At 64.6% G+C, this 23,310-nt stretch carries 19 protein-coding genes and 1 tRNA gene; 8 read left to right on the top strand and 12 right to left on the bottom strand.

From position 1 onward, the window contains the following. Nucleotides 1–31 precede the first annotated feature (31 nt). The 3 genes from IPM60_03730 to IPM60_03720 all read right to left on the bottom strand — a co-directional run bounded on the left by IPM60_03730 (nucleotide 32) and on the right by IPM60_03720 (nucleotide 3,351). Nucleotides 32–970, bottom strand: coding sequence for a 1-phosphofructokinase family hexose kinase (locus tag IPM60_03730; GenBank protein ID MBK8907026.1), 939 nt, complete (start codon nucleotides 968–970; stop codon nucleotides 32–34). Between the two features lie 23 nt (nucleotides 971–993). Continuing rightward, nucleotides 994–1,932 (bottom strand): 1-phosphofructokinase family hexose kinase, encoded by a 939-nt coding sequence (locus IPM60_03725; GenBank protein ID MBK8907025.1) that lies wholly within the window; start codon nucleotides 1,930–1,932, stop codon nucleotides 994–996. Nucleotides 1,933–2,124: 192 nt separating this feature from the next. Continuing rightward, nucleotides 2,125–3,351 carry a 6-phosphofructokinase gene (locus tag IPM60_03720; protein ID MBK8907024.1) on the bottom strand — a complete coding sequence of 409 codons (1,227 nt, stop codon included), beginning with the start codon at nucleotides 3,349–3,351 and terminating at the stop codon, nucleotides 2,125–2,127. Nucleotides 3,352–3,654: 303 nt separating this feature from the next. On the opposite strand from IPM60_03720, the gene IPM60_03715 reads away from it, so the two are divergent. Next, a tRNA-Glu gene (locus IPM60_03715) sits at nucleotides 3,655–3,730 on the top strand. Between the two features lie 110 nt (nucleotides 3,731–3,840). Here IPM60_03715 and IPM60_03710 read toward each other — a convergent pair. From IPM60_03710 to IPM60_03695, 4 genes are all read right to left on the bottom strand, one after another. Then, nucleotides 3,841–4,119 carry a hypothetical protein gene (locus tag IPM60_03710; GenBank protein ID MBK8907023.1) on the bottom strand — a complete coding sequence of 93 codons (279 nt, stop codon included), beginning with the start codon at nucleotides 4,117–4,119 and terminating at the stop codon, nucleotides 3,841–3,843. Between the two features lie 177 nt (nucleotides 4,120–4,296). Next, on the bottom strand, nucleotides 4,297–4,533 hold the full coding sequence (locus IPM60_03705; GenBank protein MBK8907022.1) for a thioredoxin family protein: 237 nt from the start codon (nucleotides 4,531–4,533) through the stop codon (nucleotides 4,297–4,299). A gap of 23 nt (nucleotides 4,534–4,556) precedes the next feature. After that, nucleotides 4,557–5,624: a permease gene (locus tag IPM60_03700; GenBank protein ID MBK8907021.1), complete on the bottom strand. Its 1,068-nt coding sequence runs from the start codon at nucleotides 5,622–5,624 to the stop codon at nucleotides 4,557–4,559. Next, entirely contained in the window at nucleotides 5,621–5,914 is a 294-nt protein-coding gene (locus tag IPM60_03695) for a metalloregulator ArsR/SmtB family transcription factor (GenBank protein ID MBK8907020.1), read from the bottom strand. The genes IPM60_03700 and IPM60_03695 overlap by 4 nt, the downstream gene beginning before the upstream one ends. A 485-nt stretch (nucleotides 5,915–6,399) precedes the next feature. Between IPM60_03695 and IPM60_03690 the strand changes: the two genes are divergently transcribed. Then, on the top strand, nucleotides 6,400–6,795 hold the full coding sequence (locus IPM60_03690; protein ID MBK8907019.1) for a cupin domain-containing protein: 396 nt from the start codon (nucleotides 6,400–6,402) through the stop codon (nucleotides 6,793–6,795). A gap of 156 nt (nucleotides 6,796–6,951) precedes the next feature. On the opposite strand, the gene IPM60_03685 is transcribed toward IPM60_03690, so the two are convergent. Continuing rightward, nucleotides 6,952–7,113, bottom strand: coding sequence for a hypothetical protein (locus tag IPM60_03685; protein MBK8907018.1), 162 nt, complete (start codon nucleotides 7,111–7,113; stop codon nucleotides 6,952–6,954). 255 nt (nucleotides 7,114–7,368) lie between these two features. Between IPM60_03685 and IPM60_03680 the strand changes: the two genes are divergently transcribed. The 5 genes from IPM60_03680 (at nucleotide 7,369) to IPM60_03660 (ending at nucleotide 17,855) form a co-directional block, all read left to right on the top strand. Further along, nucleotides 7,369–7,752, top strand: coding sequence for a response regulator (locus IPM60_03680; protein ID MBK8907017.1), 384 nt, complete (start codon nucleotides 7,369–7,371; stop codon nucleotides 7,750–7,752). 49 nt (nucleotides 7,753–7,801) lie between these two features. Continuing rightward, on the top strand, nucleotides 7,802–12,241 hold the full coding sequence (locus IPM60_03675; GenBank protein MBK8907016.1) for a PAS domain S-box protein: 4,440 nt from the start codon (nucleotides 7,802–7,804) through the stop codon (nucleotides 12,239–12,241). A 269-nt stretch (nucleotides 12,242–12,510) separates the two neighbouring features. Next, nucleotides 12,511–14,136 carry a hypothetical protein gene (locus tag IPM60_03670; protein ID MBK8907015.1) on the top strand — a complete coding sequence of 542 codons (1,626 nt, stop codon included), beginning with the start codon at nucleotides 12,511–12,513 and terminating at the stop codon, nucleotides 14,134–14,136. Between the two features lie 77 nt (nucleotides 14,137–14,213). Beyond that, a complete protein-coding gene (locus IPM60_03665) occupies nucleotides 14,214–16,988 on the top strand; it encodes a DUF4968 domain-containing protein (GenBank protein MBK8907014.1) in 2,775 nt (924 codons plus the stop codon). A gap of 66 nt (nucleotides 16,989–17,054) precedes the next feature. Next, nucleotides 17,055–17,855 carry a hypothetical protein gene (locus IPM60_03660; protein MBK8907013.1) on the top strand — a complete coding sequence of 267 codons (801 nt, stop codon included), beginning with the start codon at nucleotides 17,055–17,057 and terminating at the stop codon, nucleotides 17,853–17,855. 459 nt (nucleotides 17,856–18,314) lie between these two features. Here IPM60_03660 and IPM60_03655 read toward each other — a convergent pair whose 3' ends face one another. Genes IPM60_03655 through frdA form a run of 4 tightly spaced genes read right to left on the bottom strand, consistent with a single transcriptional unit; the run spans nucleotide 18,315 to nucleotide 21,595 of the window. Then, on the bottom strand, nucleotides 18,315–18,668 hold the full coding sequence (locus tag IPM60_03655; protein ID MBK8907012.1) for a fumarate reductase subunit D: 354 nt from the start codon (nucleotides 18,666–18,668) through the stop codon (nucleotides 18,315–18,317). A gap of 1 nt (nucleotide 18,669) precedes the next feature. Continuing rightward, on the bottom strand, nucleotides 18,670–19,062 hold the full coding sequence (locus IPM60_03650; protein MBK8907011.1) for a fumarate reductase subunit C: 393 nt from the start codon (nucleotides 19,060–19,062) through the stop codon (nucleotides 18,670–18,672). Continuing rightward, on the bottom strand, nucleotides 19,059–19,835 hold the full coding sequence (locus tag IPM60_03645; GenBank protein ID MBK8907010.1) for a succinate dehydrogenase/fumarate reductase iron-sulfur subunit: 777 nt from the start codon (nucleotides 19,833–19,835) through the stop codon (nucleotides 19,059–19,061). The genes IPM60_03650 and IPM60_03645 overlap by 4 nt, the downstream gene beginning before the upstream one ends. Beyond that, nucleotides 19,832–21,595: a fumarate reductase (quinol) flavoprotein subunit gene (frdA, locus tag IPM60_03640; GenBank protein ID MBK8907009.1), complete on the bottom strand. Its 1,764-nt coding sequence runs from the start codon at nucleotides 21,593–21,595 to the stop codon at nucleotides 19,832–19,834. Before frdA ends, IPM60_03645 begins: the two co-directional genes overlap by 4 nt. Before the next feature lie 306 nt (nucleotides 21,596–21,901). Between frdA and IPM60_03635 the strand changes: the two genes are divergently transcribed. Next, nucleotides 21,902–23,290, top strand: a complete 1,389-nt coding sequence (locus IPM60_03635) for an MATE family efflux transporter (protein MBK8907008.1) — start codon at nucleotides 21,902–21,904, stop codon at nucleotides 23,288–23,290. The last annotated feature ends 20 nt before the right edge of the window (nucleotides 23,291–23,310 follow it).

Genomic DNA, 23,310 nt, shown 5'->3' with positions numbered 1-23,310 from the left:
TGACGCCTCGATCGGAAGGAATACGGGTGGATCAGACGCCCGCGCTCATCGATCGCAGGCCCTCGTAAAGGCGGTCCACGTCCGCCTTGCGGCACAGCTCCGTCCCCAGGGTCATGACCGCCGCGGCGCCCGCCGCCACCGCCAGGGTGAAGGCGTCCTCGGGCGTCCGCCCTTCCGAGAGGCCGTGGGTCAGGGCGCCGACGAAGGTGTCGCCGGCGCCGACGGCGCTCTTCACTTCCACCTTCGGGCTCGGCAGGCGCAGCTTGCCTTCTTTCCGCACCAGCAGCGCGCCATCCTCGCCGAGGGTGAGCGCGACGATCTGCGCCTTGCCGTCGTTGACCAACTGCATCGCCAGTTCTTCCTGCTGCTCTTCGGTAAACGCCCTTCGACCCAAGAGGTTCTCCAGCTCGCGCTGGCTCGGCTTGACCACGTACACGCCTTCCTCGAGCGCTTCGTAAAGGGCGCGGCCCGATGTATCGAGGATCAGCTTGGCGCCCCGCTTGTTGGCGGCGGCGGCGACCCGAGCATAAAAATCATTGGGGACGCCGCGCGCGAGACTCCCGGTTGCCACCACGAACTCGGCGTCGGTCTCCGTCACCATGTCCAGGAACGCCTTCCATTCGTCCTCCTTGACCTCCGGCCCCGGCGGCGTCACCCGGTACTCGAGGCCGCTTGCCCGCTCGTAGACGGTCGCGCTGAGGCGGGTATGGCCGGCGATCTTGATGGTTCTGCGGCTAAGGCCGATTTCATCCAGCAATTCGGTCAACAGGGTGCCGGTCAGGCCGCCGCGAGTGATCACGGCCCAGCTCTCGCCGCCGAGCAGTGAAATGGCCCGTGACACGTTGATGCCGCCGCCGCCGGCGTAAAGCTTGCCGGCGCTCGCCCGCAGCTTCTTGTGGGGCACCATCTCCTCAACTTCCCAGACGATGTCGACGGAGGGATTGATCGTCAGCGTTACGACTCGCCGCATGGTGGCTCTCCCTGAAAGGCGAATTAGTGGCGCTGCCGGCTTGTCTGAATCTCAGCGTACAGCCGGTCGACGTCCGGTTTCCGGCAAAGCTCCGCGCCCGGCGTCAGCAGCGCCGCTGCGCCGCAGGCAACAGCCAGGGCGAAGGCATCCTCCAGCGGCCGCCCCTCGGCCAGCCCTAACGTTAGTCCGGCGACGAAACTGCTTCCCGCACCGACCGCACTCCGCCTTTCTACCTCGGGGCTCGCCAGGCGAAGAACGCCGTCCTTCCAGACCAGAAGCGCACCCTCCGCACCCAGAGTCAGGGCGACCATATCGGCGCGACCCTCCTCAATGATCTGCTGCACTACGTTGACCTGCTTCTCGGGCGTCGGCGCCTTGCGCCCGACCAGGTGCTCCAGTTCCCGCAGGTTCGGCTTGACCAGGTATACGCCGGCCTTGAGTCCCTCAACGAGGGCGCGCCCGGAGGTGTCGAGGATCATTTTGACGCCCCGATCCCGGGCGATCGTCGCGATGCGCGCGTAGAAATCATCCGGAGCGCCCCGCGGCAGACTGCCGGCGCACACCAGGTACTCGCAGCGGATATCGGCGATGCAGTCGAGCACCGCCTGCCACTCGCTTTCGCTCACGTCCGGACCCGGCGGGATGATGCGGTATTCTTCCTGGGTGGAGCGTTCGGACATGGTGGCGGCGAGGCGGGTGTGTCCGCGGATTGTGATGACCTGGCGGTCGATGGCGTAATCGTCGAGCAGTTCGGTCAGTAGCGAGCCCGTGATCCCGCCCCTCGGGAAAATGGCGGTGCTGTCGCCGCCCAGCGTGGCGATGACGCGCGAGATATTAATGCCGCCGCCGCCCGGATGGACCGAGCCGCCGCCGGAGCGCAATTTTCGCGTCGGCACGATGTCCTCGACGTCCCACGTGATGTCGACCGTCGGGTTGAGCGTCAGGGTCACGATCTGCGGCATGCTATGCTCCCTGAAAGGAAACCGGGGCGGGCAGGGGAGCAGGCTGATGACCGGTAATCATGGGCCCCCTGCGCGCCGTCGGCTCGGCGCTAGTGCAGCGGTGCATTCAAAGAATGCACCGCTGCATGCAACGTCTTGACTCTCGCGCACACTACAACCCATTCGACCGAATCCCTCGAATGGGTATGTGCACTACTCCGTCAGCAATTTTCTGACCTTGTTTAGGCGCAAGCGCGACACCTCCGGCATGCCCGACCCGAGCAACGGACGCAGATAAAACAGGAAGTGCTCGGTGACGTTGTTGCCCTCGGCGTTGATGAAGTTCTCGGGCATGACCTTGGTCTTGCCGGCAATTTCCTCCAGGGCACGAAGGTGATACTCGACGGAGTAAAAACCGGTGCGATGGATGGTGACCGAGCCGGTGTGGTGCCCGGTCGAGTCGCCGTAGCGGGCGTACTGCGCGGCTTTCTCTCCCACTTCCCTGGCTTCCCGCCGGTCCACGTCGGAGACCACGCCGAGGAACGAACGCTGCAGATAGCCGAAGGTGTCGGCCCGCACCCGGCTGATGTTGGTGTTGGCCTTGATGTGGTCGGAGAGCAGGTCGCCCAACGCGCCGGAGCCGGAAAGCTGGACGTTGCCGTGGGCGTCCCGCTCCACCTTCTTGGCAAGCTGGGAGATGATCGGCTGGTCGCTGGCGTCATGGACGCCTTCCGAGATGGCGACCATGCAGCGCCCGTGCTTATTGTAGACGTTCTGTACGTCGCGGACGAACTGATCGAGACTGAACACCCGCTCCGGCACGTAGATGAGGTGCGGGCCGTCGTCCGTATACTTGCGCCCGAGTGCGGCCGCGGCGGTCAGGAAGCCGGCGTGACGCCCCATCACCACGGCGATGTAGACGCCCGGCAACGCCTTGTTGTCGAGGTTGGCGCCCGCGAAGGCGAGGGCGACGAACCGCGCCGCCGACGGGTAACCCGGCGTGTGGTCGTTGACCATCAGGTCGTTATCGATGGTCTTCGGGATGTGGATGCAGTTGAGGTCGTACTTGGCGGCTACCGCCTCATCGCGGACGATGCGGAGCGTGTCGGAGGAGTCATTGCCGCCAATGTAGAAGAACGTGCGGATGTCGTGGGCCTGGCAGACCTTGAAGATCTCGCGGCAATAGGACGGATCAGGCTTGTCGCGGGTCGAGCCAAGAGCCGCCGCCGGGGTGTCGCCGACCATCTCCAGGTTGTGGGTGGTCTCCCGCGTCAAATCGATGAAGTCTTCATTGATGATGCCGCGCACCCCGTGATAGGCGCCATAGACGCGCTCGATGTCCGGGCACTTGCGGGACTCGATGACGGCGCCGACCAGGGATTCGTTGATCACCGCCGTGGGACCGCCCCCTTGGGCGATCAGGACTTTGCCTGAGAACATGGTGCGAGATATCTCCTCTTGTTTCCCCTGGGATCCGACTCGGGACTTTCGTCATGGCGGTGGCGGCATCGCCCCCGGCCGTCGGGCGGAGACCGGCGCGCGGGCGGACCGTGCGCAAGCCGGCCGGAAGCTAGCACGGCGCCAAAGCTCGCGGAAGTCGAAACCGGCGCAGCGGCGGATGCGCGGCAGGCCCGTCGCCGCGGTCCGCCGCTAACAGCCGCGCCCGTGTCGGCGGCGGCATTTCTGCTCCGCCGTCGCCAAGCTTGATTTTGCCGCCGCGTATGGCTACGTGGAGGCGGCCGCGACCCCATCGTCTAGAGGCCTAGGACACCACCCTTTCAAGGTGGCGACACGGGTTCGAATCCCGTTGGGGTCGCCAGGCGCCTTGTGTCCACCGGTTGGCCTTCGCCCAGTCATGCAACGCCAATCTGGCGTGGTTCGCGCTGCGCGACCGCGCCTCACCTCCGCTCTCCAGGATCTGCGGTAGGCCTAACCGTGACGGCAGTCGTCCACGGTTCGGGCGATGCCGTTCCAGATCATCGACTCCGGGACCAGGAACGGCTTGTGTTCAATGCTGTAACTGAGACGCCGGGTCTCGGGTTCGAACGTGTAGGCGATGACGATGGTGCCGACCGGCGTGGCCGTCGTGCCGGTTCCGGTCGCTGCGTCCGGCGGGTCGAACACCGTTCCGTGCTCGTCGCGGCCGACGGCCTTGATGCGCTCCCACGTCTCCGGGCTGACATCGTCGAAGGTGCGGGTTTCCGGCATGATCCGTCGCCATCAATGACAGTTCTGTGTACAAGCATCCGCCGCCGTCGGCCGCCGGTCAAGCCTCGCCCTCGCCCTGAAGACCCGGCGCTTCCGGTCAACTCACAACGCCATCTCTCCGGCGACAGGGGCGCGCTTCAGTCCGATCGGTTTTCAGTTTTCAACGCGGATCGGCAATCAGGACTGCAGCCATTTCTCGAGGGCGCCTTCTTGCGGCAAGCCGCCGGCATGGACGACTTTGCCGTCGATGACGATTCCGGGCGTCGAGGCGACGCCGAATCGCGCGATTTCGGCATAGTCGGTCACCTTCTCGACCGTGACGTCGATGCCGAGCCTCGATGCGGCATCCCTGACCATCGCTTCGGCGGCCTCGCAGCGCTTGCAGCCGGGGCCGAGCACTTTAACGTCCTTCACTGCGTGTGTTCCTTTGCCTGGTCTCAGTGGAAAAGCATGTTGAAGAGGAAACCGACGGCGAGGATGCCCGTGCCGACGACGCCGACGAACACGGCGATCAGGCGGAGGGTCAGAACCTTGCGCAGGATGATCATTTCCGGCAGCGACAGGGCGATCACGGACATCATGAATGCGAGCGTCGTGCCGAGGGCGGCTCCCTTGCCGAGCAGCGCCTCGACGATCGGGATGACTCCGGCCGCGTTGGTGTACATGGGAATGCCGAGGGCGACCGCCGACGGCACCGACCACCAGGCATCCGCCCCAAGGATCCGGGCCATCAGCTCGGCCGGAACGTAGCCGTGGATCACTGCGCCGACGGCGATACCGGCGATGACCCAGATCCAGACCCTGCCGACGATGTCCTTGACCGCCTCGATGCCAAGCCTGATCCGGTCGTCGACGGCCAGTCGTTCGTCTGGAACGAACGTCCCACCGCCGGCATGGATCTGCTTGACCCAGTCCTGCAGCCAGCCTTCGAGCTTGAGTCGGCCGATGACCCAGCCGGCGACGATGGCGAGGCCGAGCCCGAAGCCCAGATAGGTGAGGGCGACCTTCCAACCGACCAGGCCGAACAGGAGCCCGAGCGCAACCTCGTTCACCATCGGCGCGGCGATGATAAACGAAAAGGTCACCCCGAGAGGGACGCCGGCCGAAACGAAACCGATGAACAGCGGAACCGCGGAGCACGAGCAGAACGGCGTCAGGATGCCGAGACCGGCTGCCATCACGTTGGCGACGCCCTCGCGCTTGCCGGCGAGGAGGGCCCGCGTTTTTTCGGGCGAGAAGTAGCTGCGCACGACGCCCATGGCGAAGACAATGAGCGTCAGCAACATCAGCACCTTGGGCGTATCGTAGAAAAAGAAGGCGAGCGCCTCGCCAAGATGGCTCGTGCGATCCACGGGCATCAGCGAAACCAGCCACTCCGACACCCGAACGAGCTGGCTGTAGGCAAGCCCCCACGCGACGAGAGCGAGAGCAAGGCCCGCGAACCATTTCCATAGAGGAGGGCGGTTCTGCTCGTAAGGGCGGGCGGCAATCGCCTCGATGCTCATGCTGCTACCTTGTCGTTTGTCTCCGCCGCTGCCATGACGGCATCGATGATGCGCTCCACGCTCGGAGGCAGATCGGGATTGCGACGATAGCGGACCCATTGGGCATCCCGCCGATCGACGATCAGTCCGGCGGCCTTGAGCGCACCCATGTGCCGGGACATCCGAGACTGGGTTGCGTTCAGGCGGCTCATCAACTCGCACGCGCAATGCTCGCCGCCGTCCCAGATGATCTGCATGGCGCCGAGCCGCGTCGGCTCGGACAGCGCCGACAGTATCCGTGGGAGGTCCATGACCGGTCGCCTGTAATCGTTGCGCATATGCGGAAGGACGCATAAGCGGTATACCGAAAGGCCGATCATGTCAACCCGATGAGTACGGCGAGAGGGGATGTTCAGCCGCCCGTCGGCGGGTTTGGCGATCCGGGCCCATGTGCCTCACCCGGACACGAAGATCCATCTCGCCGGCATCTGTTTCGGTGCAGATGGGGACGGCGTGCGTTCGGGCGCTTCCCGGCCACGGCGCCGGGCAATGGCCGCAACTGGGACCGGGCTTCGGGCAGCCGCGCGGCGCCGGCCGCGAGCGGTGGCCGTTCGTGGAAAGAATGGTATGATGAACAGGCCGCAGGAAGCCGGTTGGCGGGACGCGCGAGATCGGAGGAGACGGCGATGCCGTCAGCACGAGAGACCGACGCGCCCCGGGAGGCGTTGGGATCCCGACGTCGCGGCCGCCGTGGCCGGCGCGTTGGACAATCGATGGGTTCGGGAGGACTGTACGAATGAAGGGTTTCGTCGACGATATCGAGAAGCTCACCGAGGAAAATGATGATTTCCGCCGGGTTCTCTACACCGGGCACAATCTCCAGCTCGTTCTGATGGCGATCCAGCCCGGCGACGAGATCGGCGAGGAGGTCCATGACGACCGCGACCAGTTCTTCCGTATCGAGGCGGGCGAGGGAGAGATCTGGATCGACGGGGCCCGCCACAAGGTGAAGGCCGACGACGGCGTCATCGTGCCGCAGGGCGCACGGCACAACGTCGTGAGCACCGGCACGGAGCCGCTCCGGCTCTACACGATCTACGGCCCGCCCGAACATGTCGACGGCACGATCCACAGCACCTGCAAAGAGGCCAACGCGGCGCACGAGCACTTCGACGGAAAAACGACGGAGTAACCACCCGCTCCCAAGACGCCCCTGGTGCGCCCGATCCGCCCGGCACGAGAGGCGCGGCCCCTCCGCGCCAGCGGCGAGCGCGGAGACCAGCCCGGCGGTGGCGACCACCCGCTGTCGGACACGGCCGTCCACCCGCCACCTCAGCCCTTATCGGCATCATTCGTTCGAGTATGAAGAGTAAGCAAGGATCAGGCCTTCCGCCTGCCGCTCGATGCCGTGGCGACCATGCTGAGCGGGATGTTCGACCGCGCGGCGCTGGCGGGGGCGGCCGGGCGCCCGGCGCGCGACCATGTGGCCGTCATCGAGGCCGTGCTTCATGGCCTGTCGATCACAGACTGAGTCGTCCTCGTCAGGTACCTGGTCGCAAATCCTGGAGCCGCTCCAAAACCGGAGAGACCATCCGGTACCTACGCCGGACTTGCGTCGTGATCGTGATAATCATGTAGAAATGGTTGTGGTATCGCCCTGGATGCGGCGCCGTTCCGGGCATTCTCGGATGAAAGGCCTCGTGTCATTTTCCCGCCATATCCACTATCCTGCGCCTGTCCGCCCAGGGGCGAGAGCGGAGCCGGAGTGGAAATGCAGAACAACCGGTTGTTGATCTGCGACGATGAGGCGGCTTTCGGGCGCTTCGTCAACAACGTCGCTGAAGAGCTCGGCTACAAGGTCTGCGTGACGACCGATGGGCGCGCGTTCATCGAGGCGTATGATAGCTTCGATCCTACAATAATCATCCTCGACATGATCATGCCGGGCATGGACGGCAACGAACTGGTGCTCTGGCTTGCGGAGCAGAGCTGCGCGGCGCGTCTGATCATCATCACTGGCTACACTCCGGACTACGCGGCCCACGCCAAGGTGCTGGCGGAGTACAAGGGCCTCAGACCAGTGACAACGTTGCACAAGCCGATCGAAATCGGCGAGCTCCGAGCCGCACTGGCGCCAGGATCCGTCTAGACCCAGCTCGCCAAAGAATCAGGCGCGGTCCTGCGCACGAGAGGGTAGCATGGGCGAATTCAGACGCTTCGCTTTGCTCGTCTTCGTCATCATCGGTCCGTTGCTGATTGCCGGTGCTTCTGGCGGGCGCGCGGCGCAGGCCGAAACCGAAGAAGTGGTCGCCGCCGTCGCCCGTGACTTCTACCCCGAGTACGCCACTGAAGCGGACGGCCGTCCGGGCGGCTTCGCCATCGACATGATGAATGCCGTGGCGAAACGAGCCGGCCTGAGCATCACCTTTCGCGTATTCGAAACCTGGGCCGATCTCATCGCGGCGTTGGAGCGTGGTGACGCCGATGTCGTTCCCGCGGTGTCGGTCACCCCGGCGCGCGAAGAGCGCATGCTGTTCACGCGCCCGGTGGTGACGTCGACCTCCTCCCTGTTTGTCCGACAGGATACCGGCGACATTCGCGGCCTGGACGATCTCGCGGGCCGCAGGGTGGGCGTGATCAGAGGCGGGGTGTCGGCGGAAATCCTGAGCGAGCGGGAGACGAGAGCGCGTATCGTGCCGTATGCCCGTCTGCAGGACATGCTGTTCGCCCTGATGTCGGGCGAAATCGACGCCCTCGTCTCGTTCGAGAGCTCGATGTGGAAGGTGAGCGAGAGGGCGCGCCTCGCCGACTGGATCAAGGTCGTGGGTGGTCCCATGACCGGGGTGAAACGCGCCATCGCCGTGCGGCAGGACCTGCCCGCTCTGCGCGACCGGCTGGATGCGGCCGTTGCCGATTTTCTCGGCTCGGCGGCGTACAGGGAGCTCTCCTCCCGGTGGTATGCCGCACCGCCCCCCTTCTGGAACCCCGTGCGCACGACTTGGCTCGCCGGAGCGTCGGTGGCCTTGCTGCTGCTGGGGATGCTCGTTTGGCAGACACGTTCCATGGCCGCTCAGGATCGCGCTTTCGACGAGAGCGTCGGCGGCCAGGGCATGCTTGGGCGTCCGCTCGCTGTCGACGCCAGGATCGGGGCAGTCATCGCGCGGGGATGCGGGCTCGCGGCACTCGCGCTCGGCCTCGCTGTCCTGCTCGGCTGGGCCTTCGATGTCGGAGCGCTGAAGAACGTGCTGCGCGGACTGGTCGCCATGCAGCCGTGGACCGCCACGGCCATCGCCCTCGCCGGCGGAGCATTGCTGGCGGCCACCGCTTCGGGCCGGACCGCGGTTGCGGTCTCCCTGGCTCTGGCCGGCATGGTCTTGATCATCGGCCTGCAGACGCTTCTGCAATACGCGACAGGACTAGACCTCAGCGCCGACCGGTGGCTCTTCTCGAGCGCCGTCACCAACCAGACCGGCATTCCGCACCCGGGACGGCTCGCCGAGGCCACGTCGGTTGCCTTTACGTTGCTCGGTACGATGCTTCTGCTCGCTCGCGTCAGGAGAGCCTGGGCGCGAAGGGTTGTCTCCATCATCGGCGCAGTCGGGCTGCTCTTCATGGCCGCGCCACTTCTAGGCTACCTCATCGGCGCCGGCAGCCTGCAGTCCGTCGCCCTCTTCACGCCCGTCGCCGTGCACGCGGCGCTCGGTCTTGTCGTGCTTTTCCTGGGCGCCTTGGCCATGCGTCCGGGCGCGGGCTGGATCGCGGCGCTCTTCGGCAACACTCCGGGCGCGACCACAGCGCGCATGCTGCTGCCGATTGTCGTCATCGGCCCGGTGCTGCTCACGATCCTGTTCGAGGCCGGCAGGAAAGCCGGTGCGTATGGGCCGGAATTCCGGCTGGCGCTCACCACGCTGGCGACCATTGCGCTTCTTGCGGCCGGCGTATTGTGGAGCGCCGTGCGCGTGGATCGCCTGCATCGCGCCCGACTGGCCGCGGTGGAGGCGCTCAGGGATAGGGAAGCCCGCTATCGCACCGCCGGCGAGGCCATCCGCTATGGCGTTTGGGTGTGCAATCCTGCAGGTGGCGTGGAATTCGTCAGCCAGACATTTCTCAACCTCATCGGCAAGACGCTGGACGAGGTGAAACCGCGAGGATGGTTGGACCGGCTGCCACCCGAAGACATCAAACCTGCCCTGCACGCCTGGCATCAATGCGTCCGCGCCGGTTCCGAGTGGACTTGGGAGCACCGCGTCAAAGGCCGGGACGGTGTCTGGCGCACCATCCTCAGCCTGGGGCGGCCGGTTCGTGATGACCGGGACCGGATTACCTCTTGGGTCGGTTTCAACCTCGACATTTCCGAACGCAAGCAGGCGGAGGATGCTCTGCGCGAGAGCGAGGCGCGCTTTCGCGGCACGTTCGAGAACGCCGCCGTCGGGATCGCCAATGTCGGAACGGACGGCGCCTGGCTGCGGGTCAATCAGCGCCTCTGTGACATCCTCGGGTACAGCCGCGGAGAGCTTCTGCAAAAGACCCTTCAGGAGTTGACGCACCCCAAGGACCTTCCGATCACTCTTGACCGGTTCACCGCCCTGATACGCGGAGAGATCGATACATACCACCTGGAGAAGCGATATCTTCACAAGGATGGTCACGCCGTTTGGGTCGACCTGACGTCCGCGGTCCAACGCGACCATGACGGCAATCCGGCATACTGCATCGCCATCATCGAGGACATCGGCGCCCGCAAGCGCGCGGAGGAAGCAGTGCGCGAGAGCGAAATTCGCATGCGCGCGCTGTTGGACGCGAGCCAGGACGAGATCCTGCTCGTCTCGACGCAGGGCGAGGTTCTCGCCATCAACCGGACTGCGGAGCGCAGGTTGGCCAAGAGGACGGGCGGGTCCAATCCGGTCGGCGCTCACCTCGATGGGCTCCTCCCGCAGGATCAGGTGGAGCAGAGGATGGCCCTTGTCCGGCAGGTCGCCGCGACCGCCACGCTCGTCCATTGGGAGGCGCAGATCCGCTCACGCTGGTTCGAGTTCTGGTTCTATCCCGCCCTTCGGCCCGACGAGCCCGTCTCGGAGGTGGCCATCTATGCGCGGGAGATCACTGAGCAGAAAAGATCGCAGGCGGACCTGAGCAAGCTGTTTCAAGCGATTCAGCAAAGCCCGATGTCGGTCGTCATCACTGATCGGAACGGCACTGTCGAATATGTTAACCCGGAGTTTACCAAGGTCACCGGCTACACGCTGGCGGAAACCGTCGGTCAGAATTCGCGCATTCTCAAGTCCGGACACACGCCGCCTGAGCAATATGCGGAACTATGGAACACGATTTGCGCCGGCGACGTGTGGCGCGGCGAGTTGCTCAACAGAAAGAAGAGCGGCGAGCTGTTTTGGGAGCTCGCATCGATCGCGCCGGTCAAGGATGGAGACAGGATCACCAACTTCGTCGCCGTGAAGGAAGACATTACCGAGCGCCGGGAGGTGGAGGAGCAGCTCCGCCAGTCGCAGAAGATGCAGGCCGTGGGCCAGCTCACCGGCGGCATCGCGCACGATTTCAACAATCTGCTCGCCATCGTCATCGGCAACCTGCAGCTCTTGGAAGAGCGCGTGGGCGACGATGCCAAGACGAGGGAATATCTCCATGATGCGCTTTGGTCGGCAAAGCGCGGCGGCGAGCTGACCCACCGCTTGCTGGCCTTTGCGAGGAAGCAGCCGCTCAAGCCGGTGGTCATCGACCTTAACGAGGTCGTCAGGGGCACGACTGACCTGTTGCGCCGGACGCTGGGTGGGAACGTCTGCATCAAGGAATCCTTGGCTGCCGATCTGTGGAAGACTTTCGCCGACCGCGGAGAACTGGAAAACGCGCTGGTCAATCTCGCGGTGAATTCACGGGACGCGATGCGGAGCGCGGGCACGCTCACGCTGGAGACGCGCAATGCCGTCCTCGACGCGGACTATGCCAGGCAGTACGAGGAGGTGACGCCCGGCGAGTACGTGCTGCTCGCCGTTGCCGACACCGGCGCCGGCATGTCGTCCGAAATTGTGCAGCGGGTGTTCGAGCCGTTCTTCACGACCAAGGAGGTGGGGCAGGGTAGCGGCCTCGGGCTGAGCATGGTCTACGGCTTCGTCAAACAGACCGGCGGACACGTCAGCATCTACAGCCGGGTCGGGCAAGGGACCTGCGTGAAGCTCTACCTGCCGCGGGCGGCATCCTCGCCGGCGGGGCGGGAAGAAACATCCCCGGACGTGTTTCTGGCGGACCTGGGGACCAAGATCGTTCTGGTCGTGGAGGACGAGGCAAGGCTACGCAGGGTGGCGGTGAAGATGCTCGACCGATTGGGGCTGCAGAGTCTGCAGGCGGCATCCGCGAAGGACGCCCTGGAGCTTCTCGCCAGCACCCATGCCGATGTCCTGTTCACCGACATCGAGCTCCCGGGAGGCATCAATGGAATAGAACTGGCGGACGCCGCGCATCGCTTGTACCCGAAGCTCAAGGTGCTGTTCACCACCGGCTATGCCAGGGAGACGACCCTGCATGGGCGGGGCTCCCATGAAAGTGCGCCCTGGCTTCTGAAGCCGTATTCGCACCAGGATCTTGCTCGCGGATTGAAGGCTGTGCTCGCACCCGCCGTGCATTGAGCGACGACGTCGACCAGCGCATGCATTGCTCAGCCGATGCAATGCTCAGCCGACGATGCCGTCGATCGCGCGCGGACACGCGTTGTTGAAGGCCGGCTGGGACTTTGCGCCGATGGCCGAGCTCCTCGAACTTCCCGGGGCGACCGATAGGGCGCCGTTACCTCATTGCTTCTTGCTATTCTTGCAGAGTGTCCGCTACAAACGGGTTTAATCAATAACGCGGGAAAATACTGATGCTGGTGGGACGCACAAGGGCGCTAAGTTTTTGTTTGGTGTATTTGTGCTTGGCGGCGGCGACGGTCGCTGTCGGCGCGGGCCGCGCCTCGGGTGCCGAGCCAGCGACGACAGCGCTCGACTTTCCTCGACCGCTGTCGCCCGACCTGCCGCACGACGTCGATGTCGACGCTCTTCACAAGCTGGATCGCGACGGTCAGGTCCCGGAAGCGCAGCGATTGTTCGATATCTTTGCCTGGCAGGCATTTATCGCGCTGAACTGGCCGGCGAACAGCGACGGCGCCCCCGATCGCGAAAAGACCATCGCCGACGCCGAGGCGCCGCGGGTGTGGATGGGCTGGCGAACCAACGACAGCATCTATCTGCCCGATGGCGGCAAACCGGCGCCCTGGGATGCCGCCAAGGAGCATGCCGAGCGGGAATTGGTGCTGTGGCGCTACTCGAAAATGATCGACGAGAGCGATTCGCCGACCAACGAACTGCATGAGAGCATGCAGGCCTTCACCGGACCGCTCGTCGACCAGAACGGCGTGTTCGTTCGCTATCAATCCTTGGTCAACAAGCCGCAGTTCGACTACATCGTCACCAACGAACTCTACAACCAGGAGGGCCAGATCGCCTTCGTGGCGGAAAAGGGCCAGGAGATCGAGTTCCCGGCCAACAAGACGGGTTATGATCCGAAACCCGGTAGCATGGGCGTCAAACTGGCCTGGAAGCAGCTGGGGCCCGACGACATGCCGGAGCGATTCTTCACGCAAGAGGCCTTCGTCGTCAGCACGTCCTTCGACAAGGACGGCAATCCGGTCCGGACGCGCTCGAAGCAGCTGATGGGCTTGGTCGGCATGCACGTGACGGCGCTGACCCAGTCGGCCCCGAACTGGATCTGGGCGACCTTCGAGCATGTCGACAACGTCATCGCCGACGACCTCGAATTCGGAACCACGTTGGCCGGCAATCGCGAGCGGGTGCGGCCCATCTTCAACAATCCGGATCAGCCGACCAAGCTCGTCAACGTTCTGCCGCCGAAGAACGCCCTACCGGACGCGAGTGGCCAGTTCACCGAGTGGGACGAAAAAAAGACGACCAACCCGGTTCAGCTCACCCGGGTCGTCCCGGTTGCGCCGGCGACAGCGGCGCTCAATCGCTCCGTTCAGAACCAGCTCGAAGCGGCGGGCTCGGTGTTCCGGTATTACGAGCTCATCGGAACCCAGTGGCCGATCCAGCCGGGTTTCCCGGCCTTTGGCGGCGGCGCCGGAAGTGCCCCCGAGAGCATTCACTACAAGGTTCCGGGTCGGGTTGTGCCGGTCTACAACATCAACACGACGATGGAGTCGTACTTCCAGAAGGGCGAGCAGGACGCCGGCCCGCTGGAGGAAGACGACCGACTGCCGTTCGGGTTCTGGGCCGATCAACCGACCGAACAGGTGACGCCCGACCGGACGCGGGTGTTCGGCACCGAGAGCTGCGTCGGTTGCCATTTCTCCGCCGGGGCGGCGATGGCGTTCAAGCGCGACGAGAACGGCAAGCCGATCCGTGACGCCAACGGTCTCCTCGAGCCGATCTACGGTAAGAACGGCAGCTTCGGTCAGACCGGCAACGCCCACTATGTTTGGCAACTTCAGCTCAAGGCGCGATCCAAGCAGGGTTCGAGCAGACCCTGACCGGCGGGTCGGCCGCAGAGCCGACTCTGGACTACGGCAGCGGGCAACGGTCTAGACATCAGGGGAGGCGGTCGGCGATGGACATTCCATTCGTAACGGTTCGCGATTTCACACCCAACCACGGCCACTGGACGCCGATCGGCGGCATCTCCTCGGTCGCGCGTAGCGGCAACGTTTTCAACCTGGCGCTCGAAGGCGGAGGACGAAGCCTTCAGGTCTCTTTTCTGTCGGCGACCTGCTTTCGCGTCCGCTTCAGCCCGGAGGCGAAACCCGACTACACGATCGAGGGGTCGCCCGCCGTGGTCACCCGCGACCTGGGCCCGGTCAAGCTCAAGGTCGTCGAGAATTCCAGTGCGCGGCTGGTGGTCGACACCGGGGCGATGCGGGTCGACATCGACCTGCAGCCCTATCGAATTCGCGTCTATCGCGACGGTCAGCTGATCTCGGCGGACGAACCCAGCTACAACCTCGTTTACATTCCTGATGCGAAGGTCGTCGCCAACTTCAAGACCCGGCCGGTCAGCGCAAAATACTGTGGCTTCGGAGAAAAGGCAGGTGCGCAGGTTCTCAAAAACCTGTTCACGATGACCCAGTTCAACTACGACAACTTCTCCTACATTAATGCGCCGCTGCCGCCAGGCAATGACCCGGGCCCGCTCAATCCCAGCGAGGCGCTGTACGCATCGATTCCATTCATGTTGGAGATCAATCCTGCCCCGACGGGGGATTTTGCCGGTGCGCCATACTGTTACGGTCTGTTCTTTGACAATGGCGCGCAGTCTTTCTTCAACGTCGGTTCGAATGATTATTCAAACATGGACGGAAAGCTCTACTTCGGAGCCCTGTTCAACGACCTCGACTACTATTTCATGCTCGGCGGCGCGGTGGTCGACGTCCTCGACCAGTACACCACCCTGACAGGGCGAGGACCGATGCCACCCAAGTATGTGTTCGGGTTTCACCAGGGCGGCTACGGCTACTACGACCGGGCCCACCTGGAGGCGGTGGCCGACGCCTACCGATCGAACCGGATTCCGTGCGACGGCCTTCATATCGACGTCGACTTCCAGAACAACTACCGCACCTTCACCCACAGCGAGATGAAGTTCCCGAACGCGGCCGAGATGATGGATGGTCTCCACCAGAAAGGCTTCAAGTGCTCGACCAACATCACCCCGTTGGTCACTAAAAACGAACTCGATGAAAACGGCCGCCTCGCGCCGTATGCCCAGCGCCAGGCGCTGATGCAGGCGGGGGCGCTGATCTTCAATACGTATGCGGGTCAGGGCCCCAACCGGAACCTGTTCGTCGGCCGCGTCAATTACGGCGAGAACAACGGCTCCAATCCCTACCAGTATCCCCCGTTAAAGCCCAATGCCCAGGGCATGACGCCGCTCGGCGCCAGCGGCAACTATCCCGACCTGGGTCGTGCCGACGTCCGCGATGTCTGGGGCCAGCAGTATGCGCATCTGATCAACGACCTCGGCATGGACATGATCTGGCAGGACATGATGTGCCCGGCGTTGGACGGCAACGTGTTCCGCTACGGGACGTTTCCGCTCGACCTGATGATCAACAACGACGTCACCTACGTCCCGAACGGTGTCGACCACAACCTCTACGGCCTGTTTCTGCTGATGGCCACATGGAACGGCCTGAACAAGCTTCGCGCGGACCGCCGCAATTTTATCATCGCCCGCGGCGGATACGCCGGGATGCATCGTTACGCGGCGCTGTGGACCGGGGATTCCGCTTCGAGTTGGGATTTCCTGGCGATCAACGTGCCGGAAGTGCTCAACATCGGCCTGTCGGGCGTGCCGATCTCCGGCTGCGACATCGGCGGGTTCGCCAACGGCAGCGGAAGTACCAGCGGCTTCTACGTCGAGAACGGCCAAGTCAAGGGCGGCATAACCAATTACGAACTGCTGACCCGCTGGATGCAGGTCGGCTCCTTCCTGCCATGGTATCGGAACCACTACAACGGCTACACCAAGGAGTTTCAGGAGCCTTACCGTTACGGCGAGCCGGTGCCGACCAATTGCCGAAAGTACGTGGAGTTGCGCTACCGGATGCTGCAGATCTATTACGACGCCATGTACGAGTGGACGCAAACCGGCATGCCGATCGCGCGCGCCCTGTTCCTGAACGACCCGGGCGATCCGGCGGTCTACGACCACCTCGCCGATCAGTTCTTCGTCGGCAAGAATTTCCTGGTGGCGCCGATTCTGTTCCAGGCGATCACCGCCTCGCCGCCGAGGGCGGCCGCTCGCGACATCTATCTACCGGCCGGCAGCGAATGGTACGGGTTCGCCGACAACCAGGCCCCGCTTTCGGCGGCGGTCGCGGGCGGCACCACGGTCATCGACTACCACGCAGACCTCGATCTGGTGCCGATCTATGTCCGCGCCGGCGCCATCTTGCCGATGCGCTCGGTGGTCGAGCAGTACGTCGGTGAGTTGAAAGAGAACCCGCTCGACATCACCGTCTATCCCGGGCCGGATGACGACTACCTGCTCTACCAGGACGACGGGCTCACGACAGAGGCCGAGACGGCGGGGGCTTATCGCACCACCCGGATCGGCCATCGCACCGTCTCCGGCGGGAGAAGCGTGCGGCTGGAACGCTTGGTCGACGCCTATACTCCCCCGGAGTCCTACTACACGATCCGATTTCTGGCGACGGCGCGGCCGAACTCGGTCACCCTCGGCTCGAACGCCTTGCCCGACGCCCACTCTGCGTCCGGGTTGGCGGCGGCGACAAGCGATGTCTACTTCTGGGATGCGGGTCTCGAGACCACCGTGGTCAAGGTCTTCGACACCCTAAAGGACGTGACGGTCACGGTACGAACCTGACACCCGACGAGGGCGGCGGACCATGCTCCGCCGCGGACAGCGAGGCTTCGTCAAGGGAGAGACGAGATGAGCGAAAGAGCGTTTTCACACGTCGCGCCGCGGATCACTTTCACCAACGACTTCCACGAACTGCTCTACGGCGACCTGCGACCGGGAGCAGAGTTGGTTGTCCGATACGATCCGAAGCGGATCGTTCCCGACGGGGAGCCCTACCGCTTCGGCGACCCCAACTCCCCGATCGTCGCCCACGCCGCTTTTTGCGCTGGCGAGGCGCCGACCTCGAAAACCCTCGTCTCGCCGAACGGTGTGCAAGACCACCCGTACGTCGAGTCCACCGGCAGGGGGTCGATGCTGCAGGCGAGTTTCCTCATTCCCGAGAGTGCCGGAGAGGTCGTTCTCTGGTTCTCCTACGCCAGTCCACGCAGCGGCATGCATTACGATTCGGACGAAGGACGCAACTTCCGCTTCGGCTTTGTCGCTGAGCAAATCAAGCTGCTCTCCACCGACGTGGTCAGCGATCCGCAGACGCCCTACAGCGGCTTCTCCGTGCGCGTCGCCGCAGTGTCGGCGGTCGAACGCGTGAGCGTCCGCTTCCGGGTGGTCGGCGACCCGCAGTTCGGCAAGCAGGACCTCGATCTTGGCAAGACCGGCGACACCGAACCGCTGGGGTGGCCGATCTGGCAGCTGTCCAGCGTCGCGGTGCCGTACCGGGCCGTCATTCATTTCAAGCTGTTCTATTGGATCGCCGGCACGCGCTACAAGGACGACAACCACAACCAGTACTACCTGGCGCCTCAACCTGCCGCCGAAAAGACTCCGCCGCCGCCCCAGGAGTTGGCGGATGCTGCGAATGCGTGGACGATGTAGTTGACTAAGAGGCCCAAGATCCCAACGCAAACCCCTTGACGGCGGTTGCGCCGGCCCCCATGATCTTGTTACGTTCTTTTCCATCGTCAGGCTGACCGGAGGGCGATAACGGCAGCGCCGCTGAGATCGCAATGCCACTAGGGGTTGATTCATTTAGTTTCAATGGGTTACACCCGGTTCTGCATACATCCGCATACATCGGAATACATTCCGACGTGTGGTTTTGACACAAAATCATTGGTATCAAGGGGATAGGCGCGAAACCGGCGTACAAATGCGTACTCAAGCGGGGTATTTCGGGCCAGAATCACGCAGGGTGCGCCACAGGCTCAACACGGAGAGATTGCAACCTGTGGCGCCCGTCCGCGTCGGCGCTGCTACCGGTGCGGCGCCCGTCGATGCCCGGATCGGACCGGGCCCCCCGCCGGCGCCGGAGACGCCGGCATGGCTGACCAAAACCTACACCACCAGCAGCGCCATGGCGGTGGCTATGGTGCCGATGAGGGCGAGGCCGTAGAGGACCAGGGACACCGGGCCCTCGGCGCGCAGCCCGAAGTCGTGGGCGCAGACCTTGAGGCGGTGGGCGGCGTGCCACAGCATCAGGACAATGATTCCGAACAGCGCGAGGCGGACCAGCCAGTTGCTGACGAAGCCATGCATGTTCTCGTAGAGGAACGCGTCGTCGAACAGCCCCAGCGGGCCCAGGCCGGTGACCAGGACCATGACGGGCATGATGAACGCCACCACCGTGCCGCCGGCGGCGAACAGGAACCAGAAGACGGCCTTGTTGGATCTGCCCTTCGCGTGCGCCATCTCAGGCTACTCCCGCCAAAATCAACACGAATAGCGAGACCACCGCCAGCACCGCATAGTGCCCGCCGACCAGCACCTTGTCCTCGACGAAATGGTCGCCGCGCTGGATGCGCATCGCCTGCGGCACCGCCTTGAACCACGCCATGGTGTGGATCACCGAGAACACGAAGATGACCACGTGCAGGATGATCCCGAGCGGGCTCGCGAGGAAGTCGACGAAGCCGTCCCACGCCTCCCAGCCCTCGCCGAGGCGGAACAGGCCAATGATCAGGATCAGTGCGTAGATCGCCACGAACAGCGAGCTGATCTCGTGCAGCATGTAGGTCTTGAAGCGCTGGTGGGTCATGAACCAGGAGGTCTTGGACATCTCCCGGCGATAAGGCTTGCGGCTCATTTCTTGTCTCCCCCGCTCTTGTCTCCCCGGGTCTTGTCCCCGCGCGACACCATGCCCGTGAGGTAATCGATGGCGCTGGTGAACTTGGTCTGCTGGATGGCGCCGGCCGGCTCCACGTCCTTGGGGCACACCACCGAGCACGCGCCGACGAAGCTGCAGGTCCAGATGCCGTCGTGTGACGCGACCACGTCCTCCCGGGCCTTGCGGCCGACATCGCGGGAATCGGCGTTGTAGCGGTGGGCGAGGGCGAGGGCGGCGGGGCCGATGAACGTGTCGTCAAGCCCGTACTGCGGGCACGCCGAATAGCAGCACAAGCAGTTGATGCACATGGTGTACTGCTTGTAGGTCTTGAGTTGGGCCGGCGTCTGCAGGTACTCGCCCTGATCGATCGTGCGGGCTTCCTTCGGGATCAGGTACGGCTTGACGCTCTCCAGCTTCTCGATGAAGTCGTCCTGAACGATGACCAGATCGCGCTCGATCGGGAAGTTGGCAAGCGGCTCGACCCGGATCTTGTCTCCGAAGTCGCGGACGAACTTCTTGCAGGACAGCATCGGCTCGCCGTTGATGACCATGCCGCAACTGCCGCACACGAACATGTGGCACGACCAGCGGTAGCTGAGGGTGCGGTCCAACTCGTCCTTGATGTAGTTGAGGGCGTCGAGCACTACCCAGTGCTCCTCGCACGGCACCACGTAGCTCTGGAAGAACGGCTCGGAGTCCTGCTCCGGCCGGTAGCGCAGGACTTCCACCGTGATGTTTCGGGTTTCCATCAGACCACCTGCCCTTCTGCCCCGGCGCCGTAGATGCGTTCGGCCGGTTGCGATCTCGTGATCACCACGTCCAAATAGTCGATGCGCGGATCGCCGTCGGGATTGTAATGCGCCATCGAATGCTTGAGGTAGTTGACGTCGTCGCGCTTGTCGTAGTCGAGGCGCTGGTGGGCGCCGCGCGACTCCTTTCGCTCCAGCGCCGAGACGGCGACCGCCTGCGACACTTCCAGCATGCACCCGAGCTCCAACGTCTGCAAAAGGTCGGTGTTGAACACGCTCGACGTGTCCTCCAGCTTGACGTCCTTGTAGCGGCCGCGGAGCTCGGTAACCTTGTCGCAAGTGGCCTTGAGTTCGGCCTCGGTGCGGTAGATGCCGCAGCCTTCCTCCATGGTGATGTTGAGCTCCTTTCGAAGCTGCGGGACGCTGTCCTTGCCTTTCCGCTGGAACAGTGAGCGGACCCGGCTCTCCGCGTCGTTGGCTTGCGCCTCGATCGCCTTGCCGTTGCCGCCCTTGCCCTCGGACTTGACGAACTCGACGGCGTGGCGGGCAGCGCGGGCGCCGAACACCAGCAACTCGCCGAGCGAGTTGGAGCCGAGGCGATTGGCGCCGTTGATGCTCACGCAGGCGCATTCGCCGGCGGCGTACAGCCCGGCCATCGGCGCCGCGCCGTCGATGTTGGTGTGGATGCCGCCCATCATGTAGTGCACCACGGGGCGCACCGGCACCAGTTCGTACACAGGATCGGCGCCGGCGTAGAGGCGCGATAGCTCGCGAATAAGGGGCAGGCGCTCGTTGATTTTTTTCTCCCCCAGGTGGCGCATGTCCAGGTGCATCACGTCGCCCCACGGGCTCGGAATCGTGCGGCCCTTCTTCTGCTCGTGCCAGAACGCCTGGCTCAGCCGATCACGCGGTCCCAGTTCCATCGCCTTGAGGCGCGGCCACGGGTCCGGCGGGCCAAGCCCGTAGTCCTGGAGGAACCGGTAGCCGTCCTTGTTGACCAGGATGCCGCCTTCGCCGCGGCAGCCCTCGGTCAACAGAATGCCGGTGGCCGGCAGCCCGGTCGGGTGGTACTGGACGAACTCCATGTCCTTCAGCGGCACTCCGGCGCGGTACGCCATGGCCATGCCGTCGCCGGTCTTGATGGCGCCGTTGGTGGTGAACTTGAAGATCTTGCCGGCGCCGCCGGAGCAGACGATCACCGCCTTGGCGCGAATCAGGCTGATCTCGCCGGAGCGGATTTCCATCGCCAACACGCCCGAGACGCGGCCGTCGTCCACCATCAGGTCGGTGACGTAGTACTCGTCGAGGCGCTTGATGCCGGGGTACTTGAGCGAGGTCTGGAACAGGGTGTGAAGCATGTGGAAGCCGGTCTTGTCGGCGGCGAACCACGTGCGCATGATCTTCATGCCGCCGAACGGCCGCACCGCCACCTTGCCGCTGTCTTCGCGACTCCACGGGCAGCCCCAGTGCTCGAGCAACGTCAGTTCCTTGGGAATCTCGTTGACGAACAGGTCGACCGCGTCCTGATCGGTCAGCCAGTCGCCGCCGCCGACGGTGTCGTTGAAGTGGTATTCTAGGCTGTCGTTGTCCTTGATCACCCCGGCCGCGCCGCCTTCGGCCGCGCAGGTATGGCTCCGCATCGGATAGACCTTGGAGACCAGCAGCACCTTCACCTTGGGGTCCATCTCGGCCACCTCGATGGCCGCCCGCAGGCCGGCCCCGCCGGCCCCGACGATGGCGATATCCGTTTCGATCACGTTCATTGGGTTCTCCCGTTACGCCCCCTTGCGGATCGCAAGCCCTGCCGTGAGGCGGGCGGCGCCCCAAAATTTGCGCCCCGTTATACGACATTTGGAGGCTGGGCAAACAAGATTGAAGGGGAGAGGCGAGCGCGTTTCCCGCTACCCGCCTGCCCAGGTGCGTGCGCCGGACCTTCAACGAGCGAAGTACGCCGTCATCCGATCACGATCGCCGGTGCGCCGGCACAACCGGCGCGGCAGGCAACTCGCCCCGCAGCCATCCGGATCAACGTTCTGGCGACGATCTCCGGCGGCGTCTACCTTCGCTCGATGACCCTGCGTCCGCGCCGTCCGAACGCCCTCCTGGCTCGCCTGGCAAGCCACGTCATGGACCTCCTGCGCCTCTCCGCGCCGGTTGTGGTGGCGCGATCGGGCGTCATGGTGATGGCGCTGGTCGACACCATCATGGTCGGCCGCTACGCGGCGGAGGAGTTGGCGTACCTTGGCATCGGTCTTGCGCCGATCATGCCGCTGCTGCTGTCGACGCTGGGGCTGGTGATGGGCACGCTGGTGGTGACCGCTGCGGCGTTCGGGCGGGACCGTCCGGAGGAGTGCGGGATGGTGTGGCGGCGGTCGCTGCCCTATGCCCTCTGCCTCGGCGGCGGCGTCGCCGTGATCTGCGCCTTCGGGGAGACGCTGTTGAGCCTCCTCGGCCAGAGCCCCGAACTTGCCCGGGCCGGCGGACGTGTGGTGCAGGTGCTGGGCCTCGGCATCGCGCCGCAGCTTCTGTTCGTGACCACCACGTTCTTTCTGGAGGGCATCCGCCGGCCGCTGCCGGGCATGGTGGCGATGCTCGCCGCAAACGTGCTCAACGTCGCCCTCAACTGGGTGCTCGTCTACGGCCATTTCGGCGTCCCGCCGATGGGCGCACTCGGTTCGGCGTGGGCGACGACGGGGGTGCGCCTGGCGCTCGGTGTCGGCCTCGTCGCCTACGTCTGGATGATGGCGGACCACGACCGCTTCGGCGTGCGCCGACAGCCCATCGGCGGCTGGCGAAGCTGGGCGCGGCAGCGGCGCATCGGCTACGCCAGTGGCGTCAGCATCGGCGTCGAGGCGCTGTCGTTCTCAGCCATGAACGTGTTCGCCGGCTGGCTCGGACCCTACCCGCTCGCCGCCTTCGCGATCGCCATGAACTTGCTGGCGATGCTGTACATGGCCGCCGTCGGCATCGGCTCCGCCACCGCGGTGCGGGTCGGCGCGGCGCACGGGCGCGGCGATGCGGCCGGCGTCGCCTGGGCGGGATGGACCGGGCTCGGCCTCGGCACCGTCGCGATGACGTTGTTCGCGCTCGGCATCGCCATGGTCCCCGAGAGCATCGCCGCCCTCTACACCAACGACCGGACGCTGATCGGCGTCGCCACGCCGGTGGTGACGCTGGTGGCTTGGGTGCTGATCGTCGACGGCGGCCAGGGGGTCATGGCCAACGCCTTGCGCGGCCGCGGCGAGACGTGGGTGGCGACCGCCCTCTATGTCGTCAGCTACCTTGTCGTGATGATCCCGCTGGCGTGGCTGCTGGCGTTCCCGCTGGCCCGCGGCGTGATCGGCCTGTTCGAAGGCGTCTTCATCGCCAGCGTACTGTCGCTCGCCCTGCAGGCCGGGCGTTTCTACGGGTTGAGCCGGCGCGACCACACGTTTTTGTTGAGCGGCGCCGACCGGTGAACTACTGTGTCGGGCAGGCT

This window comes from Rhodospirillales bacterium (genome assembly GCA_016710335.1).
In the GTDB taxonomy this organism is placed as follows: Bacteria; Pseudomonadota; Alphaproteobacteria; order Rhodospirillales; family Defluviicoccaceae; genus JADJXQ01.
Note: the sequence above shows the minus strand (reverse complement) of the source record. Positions and strands in the feature narration are given on the sequence as shown.